The sequence below is a fragment of the Streptomyces sp. NPDC014801 genome (genome assembly GCF_043082085.1).
In the GTDB taxonomy this organism is placed as follows: domain Bacteria; phylum Actinomycetota; class Actinomycetes; order Streptomycetales; family Streptomycetaceae; genus Streptomyces.
The window spans coordinates 157,633-178,490 of record NZ_JBIBXG010000009.1 but is presented as its reverse complement, the minus strand read 5'-3'; the positions used below and the strand labels follow the sequence as shown (position 1 = coordinate 178,490).

Annotated in this window: 18 protein-coding genes; 15 read left to right on the top strand and 3 right to left on the bottom strand. The window is 73.8% G+C overall.

Annotated features, from left to right (window positions below):
* The first annotated feature begins 67 nt into the window (after positions 1 to 67).
* Positions 68 to 2,326, top strand: a complete 2,259-nt coding sequence (locus ACF1AL_RS22675; protein ID WP_391827117.1) for a protein kinase — start codon at positions 68 to 70, stop codon at positions 2,324 to 2,326.
* 451 nt (positions 2,327 to 2,777) lie between these two features.
* Here the strand turns inward: ACF1AL_RS22675 and ACF1AL_RS22670 are convergent, their stop codons facing one another.
* Positions 2,778 to 3,530 (bottom strand): SLATT domain-containing protein, encoded by a 753-nt coding sequence (locus ACF1AL_RS22670; protein WP_366836968.1) that lies wholly within the window; start codon positions 3,528 to 3,530, stop codon positions 2,778 to 2,780.
* A 380-nt stretch (positions 3,531 to 3,910) separates the two neighbouring features.
* Between ACF1AL_RS22670 and ACF1AL_RS22665 the strand changes: the two genes are divergently transcribed.
* From ACF1AL_RS22665 to ACF1AL_RS22610, 12 genes are all read left to right on the top strand, one after another.
* Positions 3,911 to 4,255, top strand: coding sequence for a YbaB/EbfC family nucleoid-associated protein (locus ACF1AL_RS22665; RefSeq protein WP_366837007.1), 345 nt, complete (start codon positions 3,911 to 3,913; stop codon positions 4,253 to 4,255).
* Between the two features lie 147 nt (positions 4,256 to 4,402).
* The gene (gene recR, locus ACF1AL_RS22660) at positions 4,403 to 5,002 is read left to right on the top strand and encodes a recombination mediator RecR (protein ID WP_366836967.1); all 600 of its coding nucleotides are present in this window, start codon (positions 4,403 to 4,405) and stop codon (positions 5,000 to 5,002) included.
* Positions 4,995 to 5,657 carry a DUF5063 domain-containing protein gene (locus tag ACF1AL_RS22655; protein ID WP_391827115.1) on the top strand — a complete coding sequence of 221 codons (663 nt, stop codon included), beginning with the start codon at positions 4,995 to 4,997 and terminating at the stop codon, positions 5,655 to 5,657. Before recR ends, ACF1AL_RS22655 begins: the two co-directional genes overlap by 8 nt.
* An 84-nt stretch (positions 5,658 to 5,741) precedes the next feature.
* Positions 5,742 to 6,140, top strand: coding sequence for a type II toxin-antitoxin system RelE/ParE family toxin (locus ACF1AL_RS22650; RefSeq protein WP_384201836.1), 399 nt, complete (start codon positions 5,742 to 5,744; stop codon positions 6,138 to 6,140).
* Positions 6,137 to 6,469 carry a helix-turn-helix domain-containing protein gene (locus tag ACF1AL_RS22645; RefSeq protein ID WP_391701414.1) on the top strand — a complete coding sequence of 111 codons (333 nt, stop codon included), beginning with the start codon at positions 6,137 to 6,139 and terminating at the stop codon, positions 6,467 to 6,469. Before ACF1AL_RS22650 ends, ACF1AL_RS22645 begins: the two co-directional genes overlap by 4 nt.
* Before the next feature lie 270 nt (positions 6,470 to 6,739).
* Positions 6,740 to 7,042, top strand: coding sequence for a DUF397 domain-containing protein (locus ACF1AL_RS22640; RefSeq protein ID WP_391827113.1), 303 nt, complete (start codon positions 6,740 to 6,742; stop codon positions 7,040 to 7,042).
* Positions 7,043 to 7,145: 103 nt separating this feature from the next.
* Positions 7,146 to 7,568, top strand: coding sequence for a hypothetical protein (locus tag ACF1AL_RS22635; RefSeq protein WP_391827111.1), 423 nt, complete (start codon positions 7,146 to 7,148; stop codon positions 7,566 to 7,568).
* Entirely contained in the window at positions 7,565 to 9,739 is a 2,175-nt protein-coding gene (locus ACF1AL_RS22630) for a tetratricopeptide repeat protein (RefSeq protein WP_391827109.1), read from the top strand. The genes ACF1AL_RS22635 and ACF1AL_RS22630 overlap by 4 nt, the downstream gene beginning before the upstream one ends.
* 194 nt (positions 9,740 to 9,933) lie before the next feature.
* Complete coding sequence (locus tag ACF1AL_RS22625) at positions 9,934 to 11,205, top strand: aspartate kinase (protein WP_361634095.1); 1,272 nt, start codon at positions 9,934 to 9,936, stop codon at positions 11,203 to 11,205.
* 28 nt (positions 11,206 to 11,233) lie between these two features.
* Positions 11,234 to 12,286, top strand: coding sequence for an aspartate-semialdehyde dehydrogenase (locus ACF1AL_RS22620; RefSeq protein ID WP_391827107.1), 1,053 nt, complete (start codon positions 11,234 to 11,236; stop codon positions 12,284 to 12,286).
* A 525-nt stretch (positions 12,287 to 12,811) separates the two neighbouring features.
* Positions 12,812 to 13,411, top strand: coding sequence for a SigE family RNA polymerase sigma factor (locus ACF1AL_RS22615; RefSeq protein WP_366836958.1), 600 nt, complete (start codon positions 12,812 to 12,814; stop codon positions 13,409 to 13,411).
* A gap of 134 nt (positions 13,412 to 13,545) precedes the next feature.
* On the top strand, positions 13,546 to 14,601 hold the full coding sequence (locus ACF1AL_RS22610) for a hypothetical protein (RefSeq protein WP_391827105.1): 1,056 nt from the start codon (positions 13,546 to 13,548) through the stop codon (positions 14,599 to 14,601).
* Here the strand turns inward: ACF1AL_RS22610 and ACF1AL_RS22605 are convergent.
* On the bottom strand, positions 14,571 to 15,515 hold the full coding sequence (locus tag ACF1AL_RS22605; RefSeq protein ID WP_391827103.1) for an SURF1 family cytochrome oxidase biogenesis protein: 945 nt from the start codon (positions 15,513 to 15,515) through the stop codon (positions 14,571 to 14,573). The two genes, ACF1AL_RS22610 and ACF1AL_RS22605, sit on opposite strands and share 31 nt — an antisense overlap.
* Before the next feature lie 378 nt (positions 15,516 to 15,893).
* Here ACF1AL_RS22605 and ACF1AL_RS22600 point away from each other — a divergent pair, with 378 nt between their 5' ends.
* Together ACF1AL_RS22600 and ACF1AL_RS22595 are read left to right on the top strand one after the other, a co-directional pair.
* Positions 15,894 to 17,720 carry a prolyl oligopeptidase family serine peptidase gene (locus tag ACF1AL_RS22600; protein ID WP_391820759.1) on the top strand — a complete coding sequence of 609 codons (1,827 nt, stop codon included), beginning with the start codon at positions 15,894 to 15,896 and terminating at the stop codon, positions 17,718 to 17,720.
* A 56-nt stretch (positions 17,721 to 17,776) separates the two neighbouring features.
* Positions 17,777 to 19,777 carry an NAD-binding protein gene (locus ACF1AL_RS22595; RefSeq protein ID WP_391820760.1) on the top strand — a complete coding sequence of 667 codons (2,001 nt, stop codon included), beginning with the start codon at positions 17,777 to 17,779 and terminating at the stop codon, positions 19,775 to 19,777.
* Positions 19,778 to 19,779: 2 nt separating this feature from the next.
* On the opposite strand, the gene ACF1AL_RS22590 is transcribed toward ACF1AL_RS22595, so the two are convergent.
* Complete coding sequence (locus ACF1AL_RS22590) at positions 19,780 to 20,526, bottom strand: glycosyltransferase family 2 protein (RefSeq protein ID WP_391658920.1); 747 nt, start codon at positions 20,524 to 20,526, stop codon at positions 19,780 to 19,782.
* Positions 20,527 to 20,858: the final 332 nt, after the last annotated feature.

Genomic DNA, 20,858 nt, shown 5'->3' with positions numbered 1-20,858 from the left:
AGTGGCCCGCCCCCCTGCGCCGACCCCGCACTATCGTGGATCTGTTGCACAGGGGGAGGGGCGCGGCATGGAGAAGCTGGGGCCGGGGGATCCGCACCGCATCGGCGCGTATCGGCTGCTCGCGCGGCTCGGAGCCGGCGGCATGGGGCAGGTGTACCTGGCCCGCTCGGACCGGGGGCGCACGGTCGCCGTGAAACTGGTCCGCGAGGAACTGGCCGCGCAGGAGGAGTTCCGGGCGCGGTTCCGGCAGGAGGTGCAGGCCGCGCGGCAGGTCGGCGGGTACTGGACGGCACCCGTCCTGGACGCCGACACCGAGGCGCCGGTGCCGTGGGTGGCCACCGGGTACGTCGCCGGGCCCAGCCTGGAACGGGTCGTCGGCCACGACCACGGCGCCCTGCCGGAGCGCTCGGTGCGCATCCTGGCGGCGGGACTGGGCCACGCCCTGCGGGACATCCACGCGGCGGGCATCGTCCACCGCGACCTGAAGCCCTCCAACGTCCTCGTCACCATCGACGGCCCCCGGGTCATCGACTTCGGCATCGCACGGGCGCTGGAGACACCGGCCCGCGAAGGACTCACCCGCACCGGCTCCCTGGTCGGCTCGCCCGGCTTCATGGCGCCCGAGCAGGTGCGCGGCGAGCGCATCACCCCGGCCTGCGACGTCTTCTGCCTCGGCTCGGTGCTCGCCTACGCCGCCACCGGCACCCTTCCCTTCGGCTCCGCGACCAGCGGGGCGCACGCCCTGATGTACCGCATCGCGCAGGAGGAACCCGACCTGGAGGGCGTGCCGGAGGGCATCGCCGACCTGGTCCGCCAGTGCCTGCGCAAGGACCCGGCCGCCCGCCCCACCCTGGAGCACATCCTCGACATCACGGGTGCGGAGGACACGGTCACCGACGGCCGCTCCCGCGACCCCTGGCTCCCCAGCGCCCTGGTCGCCCAGCTCGGCCGCCACGCGGTCCGCCTCCTGGACACGGAGGCCCCGGAGGGCACGGCCGGTACGGCACCGCTGCCGACGGGGACGCCGACCGGCCCGGCGAGCGAACCGACGCCGGACGCCGCCTCGGGCGCCACGCCGGGCGTCACGCCGGGGGCGGGCTCGGGCGCCACGCCGGGCGCCGTGCCGCCGCGTCCGGAGGGCGTTCCCGGCGGTGCCCCGGCCCACGCGGCGCCCGCGTCCGGCGGAGCGCCCGGAGCCGTAGTGGATCAGCGGGGCGGCGTTCCCGGGGCCGTGGCGGACCGATCGGGCCATGCCCCGGGGGCCGTGGCGGACCAGGCCGGGCGCGCGCTGGGGGCCGTGCCCGAACAGCCCGGCCGCGCACCCGGGGCCGTACCGGAGCACGGGTCGCCCGGGGAGGCGGCCGGCGGGACCGGTGGGCCCGGGCCGCGCGAGGGCCTGACGGGACCGCCCCCACCGGGGCAGCCGGGGTATCTGCCGACGATGGTCGCCGGGGAGAGCGGTGCCGTGGCGCGGGGCGTGGGCCCGGCACCGGCCGCCCCCGCGCAGACGCCCCCGCACGGCCACCCCCAGGCGGCGCCGTACGGCGTGCCCCACCAGCCCGGTGCGCAGCCCGGCGTGCAGCACGGCGTGCAGCACGGCCAGGCGTCCGGGGCGCCGGGAGCGTACGGCGGGCCCGGTGCCTACGGCTATCAGCACCCACAGTCGCCCGGCGCCTACGGCTACCCGCAGCAGGCGGGAGCGTGGAACGGGCTCGGAGGCACGCCGCCCTACGGACCGCCGCCGTTCGGCCAGGAGGAACCGCCGCGCCGCAACGGCCGTTCGACGCTGCTGCTCGTCCTGATCGCGCTGGTCGTGGCGCTCGCGGCGGGCGGCTCGGTGTACGCGTTCATGAGCGGCGACGCCCGGGACCCGGACCCCGGGCCGACCACGACGCCGACGACCAGCACGACGAGCACCGCACCCTCACCGGGACCCACCGGCGACTCCGCGTCCCCGTCACCGGGGAACGGCACGGTCCCGGAGTCCTACCTCGGCACGTGGACGGCGACGATCGAGAACGCCACGGGTGTCAACACGCGCGTGCTGACCATCCGCCAGGGCGAGGTGGGCGACACGGTGCTCACGCTCGTCGCCGAGGGCCCGGCCGGCACCGGCAGCTACCACTGCGAGTTCACGGCCACCCTCACCCGGACCCCCGCCCCGAACGGCCCCCTCCAGATCGGCCCCTCCACGGTCACCACAGGCGAACCGGCCTCCGCCTGCACCCCGGGCGCCCCCACCGAGGTGACCCTCCTCCCCGACGGCCACCTGGAACGCCTCAACACAACCACCAACGAAAAACTGACCTACACCCGCCAGAACTAAGCCGGCCCCCCGGGCAAGCGTGCCTCCGCTCGGTCCGCGGGCAAGCGTGCCGCCCGGGCCGGCGCCCACCCAGCCGTACGCAGCTGCGGGCAGTCGTGCCGCTGGGCCGGCGCCCCACCCCGCGCAGCTGTGGGCAGTCATGCCGCTGGGCCGGCGCCCACCCAGTCCGGCGCAGCTGCGGGCAGTCGTGCCGCTGGGGCGGCGCCCACCCAGTCCTGCGTAGCTGCGGGCAGTCGTGCCGCTGGGGCGGCACGGGTGGGCGCAGCGGCACCCCGCAACGCCGGGCCGCGCACCCCACGGCGGTCACCCCGGCGCCGGGCGCCTCGCAACGCCGGGCCGCGCACCCCACGGCGGTCACCCCTGCGCCGGGCGCCTCGCAACGCCGGGCACCGCACCCCACGGCGTCCACCGCACCCCCGGTCACAGCGCACCGCAGGGCCCCGCATCCGCGTCACCGAGGCTCAGGCGGCCGCTGCCGCGGCATGTTCGGCCGAGCCCCACCCCCCGGCGGCAACGGAAACCGCCCCTGCACCACAGTCCCGTCCCCCCGCCCCACCGGCGACGCCACCGCCGACTGGATCCCCAGCGGCGCCGACCCCGTCCGGAACTCCACCATCCAGTCCGCCGTCTCCGTCCGCACCAGCTCCGTGACGTCCTCGGAGAACCGCCGCAGCACCCCCAGGCACCGCTCCGCGGCCTCGCTGGCCGTCCCCTCCGCGGGACCCAGCACCTCCCGCACGCTCTCCGACGCCCAGTCGAACTGCAGCACCTGCAGCCGCCGCTGCACGGCCTGCGCGGTCGCCACGTCCCTTATCCACCCGGACGTCACCCCGAAGAACCGGTCCACCCCCACGCACGCGACCGCCATCAGCAGCGCCAGATAGCCCCAGGGCGCGACCCCGCCGATCACCCCGGTCAGATCCAGCAGCGGCAGCGACGCCCCGGCGACGGCCCCCACCGCCGCCCCGGTCCGCAGCAGCCGCGCCCCGCGCCGCTTCCACACCCGGTCGGCGAGATACCAGGCCGCCGTCTCCAGCGCGCCGCGCTCCACCCACCGGTACAGCTCGTCGAGCCGCTGCGCCGGCTCCCCCCAGTCCCCGAGCGGGAACGCCCGCCCGGTCAGATCGCCCGGCCGCAGCCCGGCCGCACCCTCGCCCCAGCCGTCCTGAGGCGGACCCTCGGGCTGCATCTCCGGCTGACCCACCCCGGCACTCCCTACTGATCCCGACCGAACGCGACCGATCACACCGCGTCACCAGATGATCCACGGCCCCGGTGACCCGGTGATCCAGTGACCTGGTGATCCAGTTGACCCGGAGGCCTGGTGACCCAGTGCCCCAGTGACGCGTGATGCTGATGCGCCGGACCCTTCCTACCGCCCAATGGGTGGCGATGGGCGACCTTTCGCCTCTTTTCCGCCCGGAAGAGGGCCTTGATCAGGTATAGGAGACGAGATCGCCTCACTCGAAAGAGTGGCGGCGCGATGCCCTCCCGGACCACGTAGGCTCGTGCAGAGCGGTGATTTCCGGACCGGGCGACGGTCCGGTGACCCGGCGAATCCGGACCGACGCCAAGGAGCTGAACGTGATCCCCGGTGGTGGCCAGCCGAACATGCAGCAGTTGCTGCAGCAGGCGCAGAAGATGCAGCAGGACCTTGCCAGGGCGCAGGAGGAGCTGGCGAACACGGAGGTCGAGGGCCAGGCCGGCGGCGGCCTGGTGAAGGCCACCGTGACCGGCGCCGGCGAGCTGCGCGCCCTGAAGATCGACCCGAAGGCCGTGGACCCGGAGGACACCGAGACCCTGGCCGACCTGGTCGTGGCGGCCGTCCAGGCGGCCAACGAGAACGCGCAGAACCTCCAGCAGCAGAAGCTCGGCCCGCTGGCCCAGGGCCTGGGCGGCGGCAGCGGCATCCCCGGTCTGCCGTTCTGAGGGGGGTCCGGCGCGGTCCTGACGCCGTCCACACGCCGCCTGTGATGGTGTGGTGACGGCGTTCGGATGGCGTCACCCGCCTTTCTCGGCGGGCCCATGGCCCTCTACCGTACGTAGTGAAGGAACCCCAGGAAGGACGGCAGTCCGTTGTACGAAGGCGTGGTCCAGGACCTCATCGACGAGCTGGGGCGGCTGCCCGGCGTCGGTCCCAAGAGCGCGCAGCGGATCGCCTTCCACATCCTCCAGGCGGAACCCACGGACGTACGACGCCTGGCGAACGCCCTGCTCGAAGTGAAGGCGAAGGTCCGCTTCTGCGCCACCTGCGGCAACGTCGCGCAGGAGGAGCTGTGCGCGATCTGCCGTGACCCGCGCCGCGACCCGGCGGTCATCTGCGTGGTCGAGGAGCCCAAGGACGTGGTGGCGATCGAGCGGACGCGCGAGTTCCGCGGCCGCTACCACGTGCTCGGCGGCGCCATCAGCCCCATCGAGGGCGTGGGCCCCGACGACCTGCGCATAAGGGAACTCCTCGCTCGTCTGGCCGACGGCACGGTCACCGAGCTGATCCTCGCCACGGACCCGAATCTGGAAGGCGAGGCCACGGCCACGTACCTCGCCCGGATGATCAAGCCCATGGGCCTGAAGGTCACCCGCCTGGCCAGCGGCCTCCCGGTGGGTGGCGACCTGGAATACGCGGACGAGGTCACCCTCGGCCGCGCCTTCGAGGGGAGACGACTCCTAGATGTCTGACGCCACGCTGCACGCGACCGAGCAGAACCCGGACGACTTCGCGGTCCAGATCGCCGACCAGATCGAAAGCTTCCTGGTGGCCGTCACCGAGGTGGCCAAGGGCGACGAGCCGGACTCGTCCGTCCCCTTCCTCCTCCTGGAGGTCTCCCAGCTCCTGCTGGCCGGCGGCCGCCTGGGCGCCCACGAGGACATCGTCCCCGACGAGCGCTACGAACCCGACACGGGCCCCGACCTCGACGTGGACGCCCTCCGCGAGAACCTGGCCCGTCTGCTCGACCCGGTCGACGTCTACTCCGAGGTGTTCGACCCCTACGAGCCCCGCAAGGCCCCCGTCCCGGCCCGGCTCTCCGACGACCTCGCCGACGTCATCACGGACCTGCGCCACGGCATGGCCCACTACCGCGCCGGCCGCACCACGGAGGCCCTGTGGTGGTGGCAGTTCTCCTACTTCTCCAACTGGGGCCCCACCGCCTCCGCGGTCCTGCGCGCCCTGCAGTCGGTCCTCATCCACGTCCGCCTCAACCAGCCCCTGGAGGAACTGGACGGCCTCGACACCGACCAGTCCGACCTCGGCGACGACACCCTGGAGCTGGAAGCGGGCCGCGTCATGGCCCAGGAAATCGGCGACGCCCTGGGAATCCACCCGGCCAAGTGACAAGAGAGCGTGCAGGGCGCTGCGATCACTCGTTGAGCTGAACGTATAAGGATTTCCTTTTAGGCGGTCGCGTCCTACGCTGGGATGCGCAGCATGGTCTGGGAAATCAACCTCCACTCAGAGGTGGAGTCGTGGCTGCTCAAGCTGGCAGAGGAGGACCCGGTGTCGGCGGACCTCGTCGAAGCGGCGATCGACATGCTGGCGGAGCACGGTCCCGCACTCGGCCGCCCGTTGGTGGACAAGCTCACCGCCTGCCGCACTCACAATCTCAAGGAACTGCGGCCGGCGAGCGCCGGCAGTACCGAGGTCCGGATCCTCTTCGTGTTCGACCCCAGGAGACAAGCCATCCTTCTGGTGGCGGGCGACAAGGCCGGCCGCTGGCGGGACTGGTACCGCGAGTCGATCCCACTTGCCGAGGAGCGTTACGACGAGTACCTGGCCGCCGCCGCGGGCGAGGCCGGAGAGGACGGGAAGCGACGATGAGCCAGTACAGCAGCTGGACAACGGTCAAGAATCGGCTCCGGCGTTCGCAGCCCGAGGTGACCGACAGGGAGTGGGCGTCCCGCAAGCAGTCTGCGCGTACGGCGACAGAGGCCTACGCGGTCGGACACCACCTGCGGGAGATCCGCCAGGAACGGGGCCTGACGCAGGCCGAGGTGGCCGAATTGGCGGGAATCTCGCAGGTGCGGGTTTCTCAGATCGAACGAGGCGAGATCCACAACCTGGAGACGATGAGCACCTACGCGGCGGCGCTCGGGGCCAGAATTACGGTGAGCATCGAATACGGCGGCCGGACCGCGGGCGCCGCCTGAACTCCCCGACGCCGCCAAGGGGCCACTCTCAGTCGACGCCCAGCGCGCCGATCAGGCCCGCCGCGTCCACGAACTGCGCGGTCGGAGTCGGCTCGCCGTACCAACGCGGGGCCACGTGTCGCCCCCGGTGTCTGTACGCCGCCCTACGTGATCGTCCGGTCCGCGCGCCCGACGAACCGCTGGATGCTGCCCCGTGGCCAGTCGTAGCGGTGCACGGTTACTGCGGCCTGACGGATCGGCCCGTTTCATCGAACGGATGGTGGACCAGCCGTGAGTGACCAGCTGCATTGGTACAAGTCGAGTTACAGCGACGACGAGAGCGGCAACTGCGTCGAAGTCGCCGGAACCCCCACCACCATCCACCCGCACGCGGACGCCGACTTCGCACACCTCCGCGAGCGTGAGCGCGACCTCGCGCGCTACATCGACCACCTGAACGACGGTCAGGCGATGGGCTACAAGGCGATCGCCCCGCACCACCCCCGCTACGGCCAGCAAGCCGTCCGTTCGCCAACCAGCCGGAAGGCGGCCGTTACCGACACCAGGAGAAGCTGCCCTTCGGCGCCACCGTGAAGCTTCCCGATCCTGTGGGGATCATCCTGGACACCGAGCCCCTCAAGGACCTCGCCGACTGAAACCCCTGCGCCCGCTCCGTCCCCGGCGCCATCATGGCCGTATGACGGGGCGTGCGAAGGCGTTGATGTGGGGCGGGATCGGGCTGTGTGCCGCCGGTGCGGTGGGGCTGCTCGTCGGCGGGGTGCTGGATGTGCAGGCCGCCGATCCCTGGGCGAGTGTGGCCGGGGGAGCGGCGGGGCTGGTGGGGCTGGCGCTCACCGTGTACGCGCTGTTCACGGGGACGTCCGGGACGACCGCGGCGCCCGGCGGTACGACCGTGACCGCGAGCGGGGCCCGGTCGGTCGCCGCCGGCGGGAACATCGGCAGCGTGTCGACGGGCAACGCCCCCGCCACCCCGCCCGCGTCCCCGTCGCCCGCGTCCCCGCCGGCCACACCTCCGGCGCCCCGGAACGTCACCGCCTCCGGTGAGCGCTCCATCGCCGCGGGTGGTGACATCGGCTCGGCGTCGACGGGGGACGCGTGAGCACGACGGACGGCGAGGAGCCGCCGCGGCAGAGCGTCGAGGCGTCCGGCGAGCGCGCGGTCGCGGCCGGCGGCGACATCGAGCAGGTCGCGACCGGCGACCACGTGACGCAGATCCGCAACGCCACGGTCCTTCCCCCTCAGGCCCTCGCACTCGGACCGCTCACCGAGCCCGTGCGGTATCTGCCGCGCCCGACCGCGCTGTTCGTCGGCCGGGCGGACGAACTCGCCGCGCTGGACGAGGCGATGCGCGAGCCCGGCGGCGTCGCCGTGCACGCCGTCCACGGGCTGGGCGGTGTCGGCAAGTCCACGCTGGCCGCCTGCTGGGCCGCGCGGCGGATCGCGGACCTCAACCCCGTCTGGTGGATCACCGCCGAGACCGCCGCCGACGTCGGAGCCGGACTGGCCGCGCTGAGCCGCGCCCTCCAGCCCTCCCTCGTGGGCGTCCTGCCGGAGGACGCCCTGCGCGAGCGCGCGCTCCAGTGGCTCGCGGGCCACGACGACTGGCTGATCGTGCTGGACAACGTCACGGACCCGGCCCACATCCGGCCGCTGCTGGAGCGCGCGCCTAAGGGCCGCTTCCTGATCACCACCCGCCTCGGCGCGACCAGCTGGCGCGGGCTCGCGCGCCCGATGGATCTGAACGTGCTCCCGCTGAGCGAGGCCGTCGAGCTGTTCACCCGGGTGTGGCACGGACCCACCGACGGCGTGGAAGAGCTGTGCCGCGAACTCGGCTGCCTGCCGCTCGCCGTCGACCAGGCGGCGGCGTACTGCCGCGAGGCGGGGATCACCCCTCGGGAGTACGGCGCGCTCCTGGCCCGGCACCCGGCCGCCCTGTTCGCGGCCGGCACCGAAGGCGGTGAGGCGGAGCGGACGGTGGCCCGGGTGCTGCGGGTGACGACGGCCCGGCTCGGACGGCTGGCCTCGATGATCCTGCACGTCATCGCCTGGTGGGCGCCGGACGGGATCCCCCGGTCGTATCTCGCCCCGCTCGGCGACGCGCTGGAGGTGACCGAGGCGATCCGCCGGCTGGCCGCCCACAGCCTCGTCACCGTGCGCGACGGGACGCTGTCGGTGCACCGGCTGGTCCAGGCGGTGGCGCGCACCCCGTATCCCGAGGATCCGGACCCGGACCGGGCCGCGGACCTCGTGGCGAAGTACCGCGGGCTCGCCGTCACGCTGCTGGAGATGGAGGCCCATCGTCTGCCGGGGGAGGGAAGCGAGGAGGAGCTCGCGCGGGCGATGGGCAGCGCCGACGCCCGGGTGTTCGCGAGCCACGTCGAGGCCTTCGCGGCGCGTTCCGCCCCGGATGACGACACGGTGGAGGCGGCGTACCTCTTCGTGGACGCCTGTCTGTGGCTGGCGACGAACGGGCTCTCCCGGCGCGCCGTGGCGATGGGCGAGCGCGCGCTCGCCGCCGCGCTGCGGACGGCGGGCCCGGACGGCGAGGTGACGTTCACGGCGCGCGGTCTGCTGCCAAACGCCTATGCGGTCGTCGACGACAGGGAACGGGCCCTGGCGCTCGCCCGTGAGCAGCTGGCCGAGGCGCAGCGGCTCTTCGGGCCCCACGACCCGGAGACGTTCGTCGCCCGCGGGGACCTCGCGCAGGTCCTCGCCTCCGTGGGCGAGTACGCCGACGCCGTGGCGCTGGCCGGGGAGAACGCACTGCTGGCCGCCGAGGCCCTGGGGTCACGGCATCCCGGGACCGCGCAGGCCCGGCAGACGCTCACGGAGGTGCGCCGCGAGGCCGCCCGGTCCGGGCGGGACGGCTCCGCCGGGCCACAACCGCAACCGGTCCCGGACCCGCAACCGGAACCGGAACCGGACGGCCCGCCCGGTGACGCCTCGGGCGAGCGGAGCATCGTGGACGAGGCCTGGGATCTGCCGGAGCGCGCTCGCGCGGCGGCAGACGAGGGCGACTTCGAGCGGGCGCTCGCCCTGAGCGAGGAGGTCATCGACCTCTACCGCCGCCTCTACGGCGACACGGCCGTTCCGACGGTCCTCCTGCGCGGCGAGCATGTGTACTACGTGTTCAAGGCCGAGGGGCTGGACCGGGCCAAGGAAGTGATCCGCACCCTGCTGCGGGAGATCGAGGACGCCCACGGCGACTCCGAGTTCACCGAGATGATGCGGCAACGGCTCCAGCCGGTCCTCGATCTCGGCGCACGGTGACCGCCACGGTGTGACCCGACCCACATTTCCGCGTGTCCGGCACCGGCCTGGGCATGAGCCCAGCTGGACGCAGGCGGACGGGACATCTCACCATGCGGTATCGCAGGGGTGGATTTCGGACGCTCGATAGACTGAACCGACCGCAGTACACCGGCGTATATGCGGAAAGAACACAAACGGAGCGAGGAGCGCACGTGGGCCTTGTCGTGCAGAAGTACGGAGGCTCCTCCGTAGCCGATGCCGAAGGCATCAAGCGCGTCGCCAAGCGGATCGTGGAAGCCAAGAAGAACGGCCACCAGGTGGTCGCCGTGGTTTCCGCGATGGGCGACACGACGGACGAGCTGATCGATCTCGCCGAGCAGGTATCCCCGATCCCTGCCGGGCGCGAGCTCGACATGCTGCTGACCGCCGGAGAGCGGATCTCCATGGCCCTGCTGGCCATGGCGATCAAAAACCTGGGCCACAGCGCCCAGTCGTTCACCGGAAGCCAGGCAGGTGTCATCACCGACTCGGTCCACAACAAAGCGCGGATCATCGACGTCACGCCGGGCCGTATCCGGGACTCCCTGGACGAGGGCAACATCGCCATCGTCGCCGGTTTCCAGGGCGTCAGCCAGGACACCAAGGACATCACCACCCTCGGCCGCGGCGGCTCCGACACCACCGCCGTCGCACTGGCCGCGGCCCTCGACGCCGAGGTCTGTGAGATCTACACGGACGTCGACGGCGTGTTCACCGCCGACCCGCGCGTGGTGAAGAAGGCCCGGAAGATCGACTGGATCTCGTTCGAGGACATGCTCGAACTGGCCGCGTCCGGGTCCAAGGTGCTGCTCCACCGCTGCGTGGAGTACGCCCGCCGCTACAACATCCCGATCCACGTCCGGTCCAGCTTCAGCGGACTGCAGGGCACGTGGGTCAGCAGTGAGCCGATTGGGGACAAGCAGGTGGAGCAGGCCATCATCTCCGGTGTCGCACACGACACCTCCGAGGCCAAGGTCACGGTCGTCGGCGTGCCCGACAAGCCGGGCGAGGCGGCCGCCATCTTCCGCACGATCGCCGACGCCGAGATCAACATCGACATGGTCGTGCAGAACGTGTCCGCCGCGGCCACCGGCCTGACGGACATCTCCTTCACGCTGCCGAAGACCGAGGGCCGCAAGGCCATCGACGCCCTGGAGAAGAACCGCTCCGGCATCGGCTTCGACTCCCTGCGCTACGACGACCAGATCGGCAAGATCTCCCTCGTCGGCGCCGGCATGAAGACCAACCCGGGCGTCACCGCGGACTTCTTCACCGCCCTGTCCGACGCGGGCGTGAACATCGAGCTGATCTCCACCTCCGAGATCCGCATCTCGGTCGTCACCCGCGCCGACGACGTCCCCGAGGCCGTGCGCGCCGTGCACACCGCCTTCGGGCTCGACTCCGACAGCGACGAGGCCGTCGTCTACGGAGGCACCGGGCGATGACCGCCCGCGCCCGCGAGGGCGTACGCCGATGAAGGACCGTCCGACGCTCGCGGTCGTGGGGGCGACCGGAGCCGTCGGCACGGTCCTGCTCGGGATCCTGTCCCAGCGGGCGGACATCTGGGGCGAGATCCGCCTGATCGCCTCCCCGCGCTCGGCCGGCCGCAAGCTGGCCGTGCGCGGCGAGGAGACCGAGGTGCTCGCCCTGAGCGAGGAGGCCCTGCGCGGGGTCGACATCGCGCTGTTCGACGTGCCCGACGAGATCGCCGCCCGGTGGGTGCCGATCGCCGCCGCCCAGGGCGCCGTCGTCGTCGACAACTCCGGCGTCTTCCGGCTCCACGACGACGTCCCCCTCGTCGTGCCCGAGGTCAACCCGCACGCCGTCCGGCTGCGGCCGCGCGGCATCGTCGCCAACCCCCACTGCACCACCCTGTCGATGATCGTCGCGCTGGGCGCGCTGCACGCCGAGTTCGGGGTGCGCGAGCTGGTCGTCTCCTCGTACCAGGCCGTGAGTGGTGCGGGGCGGGCCGGGGTGGAGACCCTGCGGCGGCAGCTGTCCCTGGTCGCCGGCACCGAACTGGGCACCCACCCCGGCGACGTACGGCGGGCCGTCGGCGACGACACCGGGCCGTTCCCGGAGCCGGTCGCGCTGAACGTCGTCCCCTGGGCGGGGTCGCTGCGCGAGGACGGCTGGTCCTCGGACGAGATGAAGGTGCGCGACGAGTCCCGCAAGATCCTCGGGCTGCCCGGCCTGCCGATCGCCGTGACCTGCGTGCGCGTGCCCGTCGTCACCACGCACTCCCTCACCGTCCACGCCCGGTTCCAGGACGAGGTCACCGTCGAGCACGCCCGCGAGATCCTCGCCACCGCGCCCGGCGTCGTCCTCGTCGACAACCCGGCCGCCGGGGAGTTCCCGACCCCGGCCGACGCCGTCGGCACCGACCCCACCTGGGTCGGACGGGTACGGCGCGCGCTGGACGACCCCACCGCGCTCGAACTCTTCGTGTGCGGCGACAACCTGCGCAAGGGATCCGCCCTCAACAGCGCGCAGATCGCCGAGCTGGTGGCCGCCGAGCGGGTCTGAGGGAGGACGGCACCCCTCGGACGCGCCCGACGGCACCCCTCGAAGACGCCCGACGGCACCCCTCGGAGACGCCCGACGGCACCCCTCGGAGACCTACGAACCCGGGGCGCTGTCAGTGCCCCTTTGTAGGATCTGTGGAAAACGTGTGATCAGGGCGATGGTCCGAACCACTTGAAACGTGCCACCAGGCATCCGAAGATTTTTTCCCCGCCTCCGCAACCGCGCGGCCGGCGGGGAGCGTCTTTGCCGTCGCCCTTTTCCGGGCCGCGCGGGACGTGACGGTCAGGGCCTGGGGGACGGCCTGGCCCGGGTGTGGGGACGCCCGGCCACCAATGGACATAGGGGAAGAACGGGGCTCATGGCGGCACATGACTCACCGTCGGGCGGCGGCGCAAAAGTGACGCCGGGCACGTACAACCCTCGCGGGGGGAAACGGGTCCAACTGGCGTGGCAGAGGTACTCGACTTTTCTGCGGCCGCGCGCGGCACGGCTCTTCGCCCCCGCCCGCTGGCCCTCCGACCGCGCATGGCCGGTCCGTCCGGTGGCATGCCGGTGATCGCGCCCATGCCCGCCGCGCGGCCCGCCCGCCTCCCCGGTCAGCGTGACGCCGACCAGACCGAGGCGGTGGCGGCCGGTACGACCGTCGACCACCTCACCGAGACCTACCGGGCGCACTACCGCTCCCTCCTCGGCCTCGCCGCCCTCCTCCTCGACGACACCGCCTCCTGCGAGGACGTCGTCCAGGAGGCGTTCATCCGCGTCCACTCCGCACGCAAGCGCGTCCGCGACCCGGAGAAGACCCTCGCCTACCTGCGCCAGACCGTCGTCAACCTCTCCCGGTCCGCGCTGCGCCGCCGCATCCTCGGCCTGAAGCTGCTGTCCAAGCCGATGCCGGACATGGCCAGCGCCGAGGAGGGGGCCTACGACCAGCTGGAGCGGGACTCGCTCATCCAGGCGATGAAGGGCCTGCAGCGCCGCCAGCGCGAGGTGCTGGTGCTGCGCTACTTCGCCGACATGACCGAGGCCCAGGTCGCCGAGACCCTCGGCATCTCGCTCGGCTCCGTCAAGGCGTACGGCTCGCGCGGCATCGCGGCCCTGCGGGGCGCCATGGAGGCACGGGCATGACGAAGCGCGCGGAGGGCGGCGATTCCGCCGTACCCGAGGAGCCGGCGGCCCGGCGGGAGCCGGCCGGGGAAGGCCCCGGGCCGGGCGGGCCACGTGACCAAGAGCCGAAGCAATCGCACGCTGGGAACGCCACTGTGAACCACAGCCCCGACGACCAGAGCCCCGAGGGGCTCGACTCGGACGAGCTGGCCCTGCGCCGGATGCTGCACCACGCGGTCGAGGAGATCGAACCGCGCGAGGGCACGCTGGACCACCTGCGCCGCGCCGTCCCGGCCCGCCGGGCACGCAAGCGGCAGGCCGCCGTGGGCATGGCGGCGGCGGCGCTGTTCGTGGGCACCGCCATCCCCGCCCTGGTGCACGTCTCGCAGTCCACCGGCTCCGACGCCGACCCCTCCATCGCCGCCAACAGCTCCCAGGCCCAGGGCGGCACCGGACAGGGCAAGGACCCGAGCGGTGGCCAAAGCTCCGGCACCGGTGTCACCGGCCCGGCCCCCGGCAAGGGCGGCACGGAGAAGAAGGACCCGCACAAGGGCAAGGCCGGTGGGGGCTCGGCCTCCGCGTCCGCCGGCCCGTCCGCGTCCAGCCCGGCGAGCGTCCCCGACTGCACGTCCGCGCAGCTCGGCGACGCCACGGCCACCGCAGAGGCGCCCGACTCCGCCGGGATCGTCTACGGCACCTTCCGCGTGGAGAACGTCTCCGCCGAGAGCTGCGCCGTGGCCGGCGCCGGCACCGTCGGCTTCACGGCGCAGGGCGCGGCCGACGCCACGAAGATCTCGGTCGTGGAGCACGCCGCGGGCGACGCGGCGGCCGCGCTGCCCGACCCGTCGCTGTACGTGTCGCGGCTGGTCCTCGCGCCCGGGTCCGCCTACGACGTGAAGTTCGCGTGGGTGCCCTCGCAGACCTGCCCGACGACGGGCGGAGGCACGACCGGCGGCACCTCCGGGGGCGGCGGCGACACCGGGAAGCCCACCACGAGCCCCTCGCCCAGCCAGGACGCCGCAAGCGACCAGGGCACGTCCACCGGCGGCTCGACCGGCACGACCACCCAGCTGGTCACCGAGGACGGCACGGCCGACGGCAGCGTGGTCGTCACGCACACGGCACACACCGGCTCGCCGTCGACATCCGCGACGGTCTCCGGCGCGTGCGCGGGGACGATCTACCGGACGGGACTGCTGGCCGAGTCGTAGCCCGCGTCACCGGAGGCGCCGGGGGCGGGGGGCGTGGCGGTGCCGGGTGCCTCGCCGGTTCCGGTGGCGGCGGTCTGGGCGGGCGTCGCTTCGGTGCCGGGTGCCGGTTCCGTCCTGGGCGCCGTCCCGGGTTCCGGTGCGGTGTCGGGTTCCGGTTCGGGTGTCAGGCCGAGGCGGGCGTCCTTCTGGAACTCCACCTCGCGGCGCAGCAGCCGGAACCACATGAACACCACGAACCCGGCGAAGACGAACCACTCGCCGGTGTACCCGAGGTTCTGGAACGCCTTCAGGTCCAGGCCGGAGTCCGCGGGCGCGCTCGCGGGCACGGCCTTCATCCCGGCGTCGCCCTTGTCGAGGGTGATCCACGCCGGGTAGACGTCGTACGGCACCAGGTTCACCAGCGACGCCGAACTGATCGCGGCGGTCTGCCCCGCCGGGAGGCCGCCCTGGGCGCTGACGCCGTTGTCCCCGGGCGTCTCGTTCGCCTGGAGCGCACCGGTCACGGTGACGTCGCCGGCCGGCGGCGCGGGCGCCTTCGACGGGTCGGCGTCACCGGGCAGCCAGCCCCGGACGACGGGCAGCGCCTTGCCGCCGTCGACCCGCAGGAGGGTGAGCACGTAGAAGCCGCGCCGGTCGTCCAGCCGGCGGTCGGGGACCAGCAGCTGACGGTCGTAGTGGCCGGTCGCGGTGGCCTGCCGGCCGGAGGTCGCCTTGTCCACCGGCAGCAGCTCCGCCAGCGGACGCGGGGTCTCCTTCTTGTCGGCGGTGGCGGTGGCCTTGGCCTCCCGGTGCTCGTCCACGCGCGCCTCGAAGCGGCCCAGCTGCCACGACCCCATGAAGATGCAGAAGGGGATGGCCAACAGCACGAAGACGTTGATCCCCCACCATCGGGGCGTCAGCAGAAACCGGTACACCCCACCAACGGTACGGGGTACCTCCGGCGGTTATCGGCCCGGGTACGCGCGGCAGGGGTCGCTTCCCGCGCGGGGTGGATGGTCCGGGGCGACCCGGTCGCTCGTCGCCTGCGGGTGGTGGTGGGCCGGTCGCGCAGTTCCCCGCGCCCCTGAGGCCGGCGTAGCTGCGGGCAGTCGTGCCGCTGGGGCGGCACGGGTGGGCGCAGCGGCACCCCGCAAGCGCCGGGCAGCGCACCCCACGGCGTCCACTCCGGCGCCGGGCGCCACGTACCCCAGGGCACCGCACCCCACGGCGTCTACCGCACCCGCGCCCGGAAGTTATCCACAGCCTGGGGAGCACGACAGCCAATTGTCCGGAGGACCAGGCACTATGGGCCCATGACTGAGAGCAACGGGCCCGTCCCGCAGGGACCGCAGGACCACCAGCAAACCCCCGACTGGGAAAAGCGCTTCCGCGCCCCCCGAGTCTCCCTGCCGGAGTGGGCCGAGGACGCCCCCGACCGCTCCTTGTTCGTCTCGAACGCGACCGGCACGTACGAGCTGTACGCCTGGGACCGCGCGACCGGTGAGCAGCGCCAGGTCACCGACCGCCCCAACGGCACCACGGACGGCGTGCTCTCACCGGACGGCGAGTGGATCTGGTGGTTCGACGACAAGGACGGCGACGAGTTCGGCGTCTGGCGCCGCCAGCCCTTCACCGGCGGCGAGGACGAGCCCGCCGCTCCCGGCCTGGAGCCGTCCTACCCCGCCGGCCTCGCCCTCGGCCGCGACGGCCGCACCGCGGTCGTGGGCCGTTCCACCGACGAGGACGGCACCACGATCCACCTGGTCCGCGACGGCGAGCCGCCCGTGGAGATCTACCGCCACCGCGAGTCCGCCGGCGTCGGCGACCTCTCCCACGACGGCACCCTGATCGCCCTGGAGCACACCGAGCACGGCGACGCCATGCACTCCGCGCTGCGCGTGGTGCGCCCCGACGGCACCCCGGTCGCCGAGCTGGACGACACCAAGGGCGGCACGGTCGAGCTGGGCCTGGAGGTCCTCGGCTTCGCCCCGGTCGAGGGCGACACCCGCCTGCTCATCGGCCACCAGCGCCGCGGCCGCTGGGAGCCCCTGGTGTGGGACGTGGCGAGCGGCGAGGAGAGCGACCTCGCCCTGGACCTGCCGGGCGACATGAGCGCCGAGTGGTATCCGGACGGCAGCGCCCTGCTCGTCGCGCACAGCTTCGAGGCACGCAGCGAGCTGTTCCGCTTCGACCTCGCCACCCGTGAGCTGACCCGCCTCGACACCCCGCCGGGCACGGTCTCGGGCGCCTCCGCCCGCCCGGACGGCACGGTGGAGTACCTGTGGTCGTCGTCGGCCGAGCCGTCCGCCGTCCGCTCCACCGCGGGCGGTGTGGTGCTGGACCCGCCCGGCCTGAAGTCCCCCGGCTCGGTGCCGGTGGAGGACGTGTGGGTGGAGGGCCCCGGCGGCCGCATCCACGCCCTGGTGCAGAAGCCGGCCGGCGCGAGCGGTCCGCTGCCCACGGTCTTCGACATCCACGGCGGCCCCACCTGGCACGACAGCGACTCCTTCGCCGCGGGCCCGGCCGCCTGGGTGGACCACGGCTACGCGGTCGTCCGGGTCAACTACCGCGGCTCCACCGGTTACGGCCGGGCCTGGACCGACGCGCTCAAGCACCGCGTCGGCCTGATCGAGCTGGAGGACATCGCCGCGGTCCGCGCCTGGGCGGTCGACTCCGGCCTCGCGGACCCCGAGCGGCTGGTCCTGACGGGTGGCTCCTGGGGCGGCTACCTCACCCTGCTCGGCCTCGGCACCCAGCCGGACCTGTGGACGCTGGGCATCGCCGCGGTCCCGGTCGCCGACTACGTCACCGCCTACCACGACGAGATGGAGGCGCTGAAGGCGATGGACCGCACCCTGCTCGGCGGTACCCCCGAGGAGGTCCCGGAGCGCTTCGAGGCGTCCTCCCCGATCACCTACGTCGACCAGGTGAAGGCCCCGGTCTACATCTCCGCGGGTGTGAACGACCCGCGCTGCCCGATCCGCCAGATCGAGAACTACGTCAAGCGGCTCCAGGCCCGTGGCGCGGTGCACGAGGTGTACCGCTACGACGCCGGGCACGGCTCCCTGGTCGTGGACGAGCGGATCAAGCAGGTCCGCCTCGAACTCGACTTCGCGGCCCGGCACCTGCCCCGGGGCTAGCCGCGATGGCCACGGTTCCGAGTCAGGGGTTACCGGCCGGCGGGCCGGCCGCGCCCATGGTGGTGTGCGGGGACGACGCGCTCGCGCACCGGCTGGCCGCCGAGCTGCGCGGGGTGTACGGCGAGCAGGTGACGCTGGTCGTGCCGTCCGCGCACCGCACCGTGCGCCCGCCGGTCGTCGGCCGGGCCCGCGCGGTGTCGGCGGCGCTGCTCGACCGCGTGGTCGGCGCCGCCGTCAGCCTCGGCACCGGCGGCAACGGCGGTGGCACCGCCATCGGTATCGGCGCCGGTGGCGGTGGCGGCGCGGGCCCCGGCGGCGGGACCGGACCGGGCGGCGGCCACCGCGCCGGCGGTGACGCCGCCGCCCGGCAGGAGCGGATCGTCGAGGCCGCCGAACCCACCGAGGCGGTCCTCGCCGACGCGGGCGTGGAGCGGGCCACCGCCCTGGCGCTGGTCTACGACGACGACGAGACCAACATCCGCGCCGCCCTCACCGCCCGCCGCCTCAACCCGCGGCTGCGCCTGGTGCTGCGGCTGTACAACCGGCGCCTCGGCCAGCACATCGAGGCACTCCTCGACCAGGCCGCCGCGCTGGCGACCGGCGAGGACGCCGGCGACGCGTCCACGACCGTGCTGTCCGACGCCGACACGGCGGCACCGGCGCTGGCCGCGGCCGCCGTCGCCGGCACCACCAAGGTCGTACAGACCGAGGGCCTGATGCTGCGCGCGGTCGAGCAGCCACCGGGACCCGGGCAGCGCGGCGCGCCCGGCCTGGCGACCCTGGCGCTGCTGTCGTCGACCGGCAACGGCACGTCGGACCTCGCCGCCCAGGACGACCAGGGCCCGCAACTGCTGCCCGACACGGCGGCGGTGCGGTCGGCGGACGGGCGGCGCGGCCGGGTCGTACTGGAACAGGTGGGCTACGCCCCCGACGGCACACCCGCACCGGCGTCCGGCGCGCGACGCGGCATCGGGGCGGTCGTACCGCCGCTCGGTTCGCTGTTCTCGCGGCGGCTGCGCTGGTCGCTGGCCGGGATGGCGGCCTGCGTCCTGGCGCTCGCGGTCGCGCTGTGGCTGGCGACGGGGGTGCACCCGCTGGGGGCGCTGTATCTGACGCTGCTGGACCTGTTCGCCATCAACGACCCGGCCGTCGGCGCCTCCACCTCCCGGCAGCTGCTCCAACTGCTCTCCGGGCTGGTCGGGTTGCTGCTGCTGCCGGTGCTGCTGGCCGCGGTGCTGGAGGCGCTCGGCACGTTCCGCAGCGCGTCCACCCTGCGCAAGCCGCCGCGCGGGCTGAGCGGGCACGTCGTGCTGCTCGGCCTCGGCAAGATCGGCACCCGGGTGCTGACCCGGCTGCGCGAACTGGACGTCCCGGTGGTGTGCGTGGAGGCCGGCCCCGAGGCGCGGGGCCTGGCGACGGCACGGCGGCTGCGGGTGCCGGTGGTCCTCGGCGACGTCACCCAGGAGGGCGTCCTGGAGTCCGCCAAGATCCACCGGGCGGCGGCACTGCTGGCGGTGACCAGCTCCGACACCACCAACCTCGAGGCCGTGCTGTACGCCCGCGGCATCCGCCCCGACCTGCGCACCGTCCTGCGGCTGTACGACGACGACTTCGCGACCGCCGTCTACCGCACCCTGCGCGCCGCGCACCCGCACGCCCAGACCCGCAGCCGCAGCGTCTCCCACCTGGCCGCCCCCGCGTTCGCCGCGGCCATGCTGGGCCGCCAGATCCTCGGGGCGATCCCGGTGGAGCGGCGGGTGCTGCTGTTCGCGGCCGTGGACGTCGCCGGGCACCCCCAGCTGGAGGGCCGCACGGTCGGCGAGGCGTTCCGCGCCGGCGCGTGGCGGGTGCTGGCCCTGGACACGGCCGCCTCCGCCTCCGCCGAGCCGCCGCCGGAGCCGGGCGAGGAGGAGGCGAGACCGTCGGGCCTCCTGTGGGACCTGCCCGACACCCACGTCCTGCGCCCCCAGGACCGCGTGATCCTGGCCGCGACCCGCCGCGGCCTCGCGGAACTCCTGGGACGGCACCCCCGGCCCCCGGAGCCGCACCGGACGTGACGCTAAGCCGCCCAGTCCAGCCCGGCCAGGGCCCGCGCCCGGGCCTCCACCACCGCCATGCGGGCCCGGCGCTCCACCGGGTCCACGTGCGGGGACTGGCCGGTGACCTGGCCGTCCCACTTGCGGTAGAGCAGGCCGGGCTCCCGGCTGAACCAGCCCCGGCTGACCGCGTTGAGCGCGAGCAGCAGCCCGGTGTCCTCGGAGGCGGGCAGGGCCATCCAGCCGCCGAGGGCGAGCAGCAGGTCACGGCGGACGCAGAGGGTCGCCGGGTGCACCTGGGCGCGGTAGTCGTTCGCCGCCCAGTGGTCGAGCACGGCACCCCGTTCGATCGGGCCCTCCTCCGGGTCGCCGGGGAAGCCGCGGGTCGTGCCGTCGGGCAGCAGGTCCAGGGCGCGGGAGGTGGCCCAGCCGAGGCCGGGGTCGGCCTCCAGGGCGGCCAGGTCCCGGGCGAGGGCTCCCGGCGGAAGCCGGTCGTCGGCGTCGAGGACCTTCACATACGGCCCCTCGACATGCGCGAGCGCGATGGTCCGGGCGACCCCGGGACCGCCGGGGCGCCCCTGCCGGAAGGTGACGCGGGGATCGTCGGGGACGTGCGGGCGTATCGCGTCGCTCGCGCCGTCCTCCTGGATCACCCAGTGCCACTCCCACCCGTCGGGGAGCCGCTGCGCGCGGAGGGAGGCGTAGGCGTCGGCCAGAAAGCGGGCCGACGGAGCGTGAACCGCGGTGACGACGACGACACGCCGATGCACGGCGGCCCTCACCACCCTTCCCAGGCCGGTCCGGACAACACGGGCACCACACTGGTGCCAGCAAGGAACCCGGCCGCTGATGACGGGGGAACCACCAGCGACCGGGCCACCCCCAACCCTAACAACCCGGCCCACCAACTCCACGGGCGTCCACCCAGCCGGGCGCTGGTCTGCGTAGTCCGCGGGCATGCGTGCCTCCCCCAAGCTCGGCCGGGCGCTTGGCCCGCCCCCTCCGCGGGCATGCGTGCCTCCCCCAAGCTCTTCGAGCAGGGGGGACCCCCAGGGCGGCACGGGTGGGCGCCTGGTCGGCTCAGTCCGCGGGCATGCGTGCC

Bases quoted from the DNA above. Each gene is read 5' to 3' on its own strand.
- ACF1AL_RS22675 (WP_391827117.1), top strand. From the start codon at position 68: ATGGAGAAGCTGGGGCCGGGGGATCCGCACCGCATCGGCGCGTATCGG.
- ACF1AL_RS22655 (WP_391827115.1), top strand. From the start codon at position 4,995: ATGTCTGACGCCACGCTGCACGCGACCGAGCAGAACCCGGACGACTTC.
- ACF1AL_RS22650 (WP_384201836.1), top strand. From the start codon at position 5,742: ATGCGCAGCATGGTCTGGGAAATCAACCTCCACTCAGAGGTGGAGTCG.
- ACF1AL_RS22645 (WP_391701414.1), top strand. From the start codon at position 6,137: ATGAGCCAGTACAGCAGCTGGACAACGGTCAAGAATCGGCTCCGGCGT.
- ACF1AL_RS22635 (WP_391827111.1), top strand. From the start codon at position 7,146: ATGACGGGGCGTGCGAAGGCGTTGATGTGGGGCGGGATCGGGCTGTGT.
- ACF1AL_RS22620 (WP_391827107.1), top strand. From the start codon at position 11,234: ATGAAGGACCGTCCGACGCTCGCGGTCGTGGGGGCGACCGGAGCCGTC.
- ACF1AL_RS22615 (WP_366836958.1), top strand. From the start codon at position 12,812: ATGGCCGGTCCGTCCGGTGGCATGCCGGTGATCGCGCCCATGCCCGCC.
- ACF1AL_RS22600 (WP_391820759.1), top strand. From the start codon at position 15,894: ATGACTGAGAGCAACGGGCCCGTCCCGCAGGGACCGCAGGACCACCAG.
- ACF1AL_RS22595 (WP_391820760.1), top strand. From the start codon at position 17,777: ATGGTGGTGTGCGGGGACGACGCGCTCGCGCACCGGCTGGCCGCCGAG.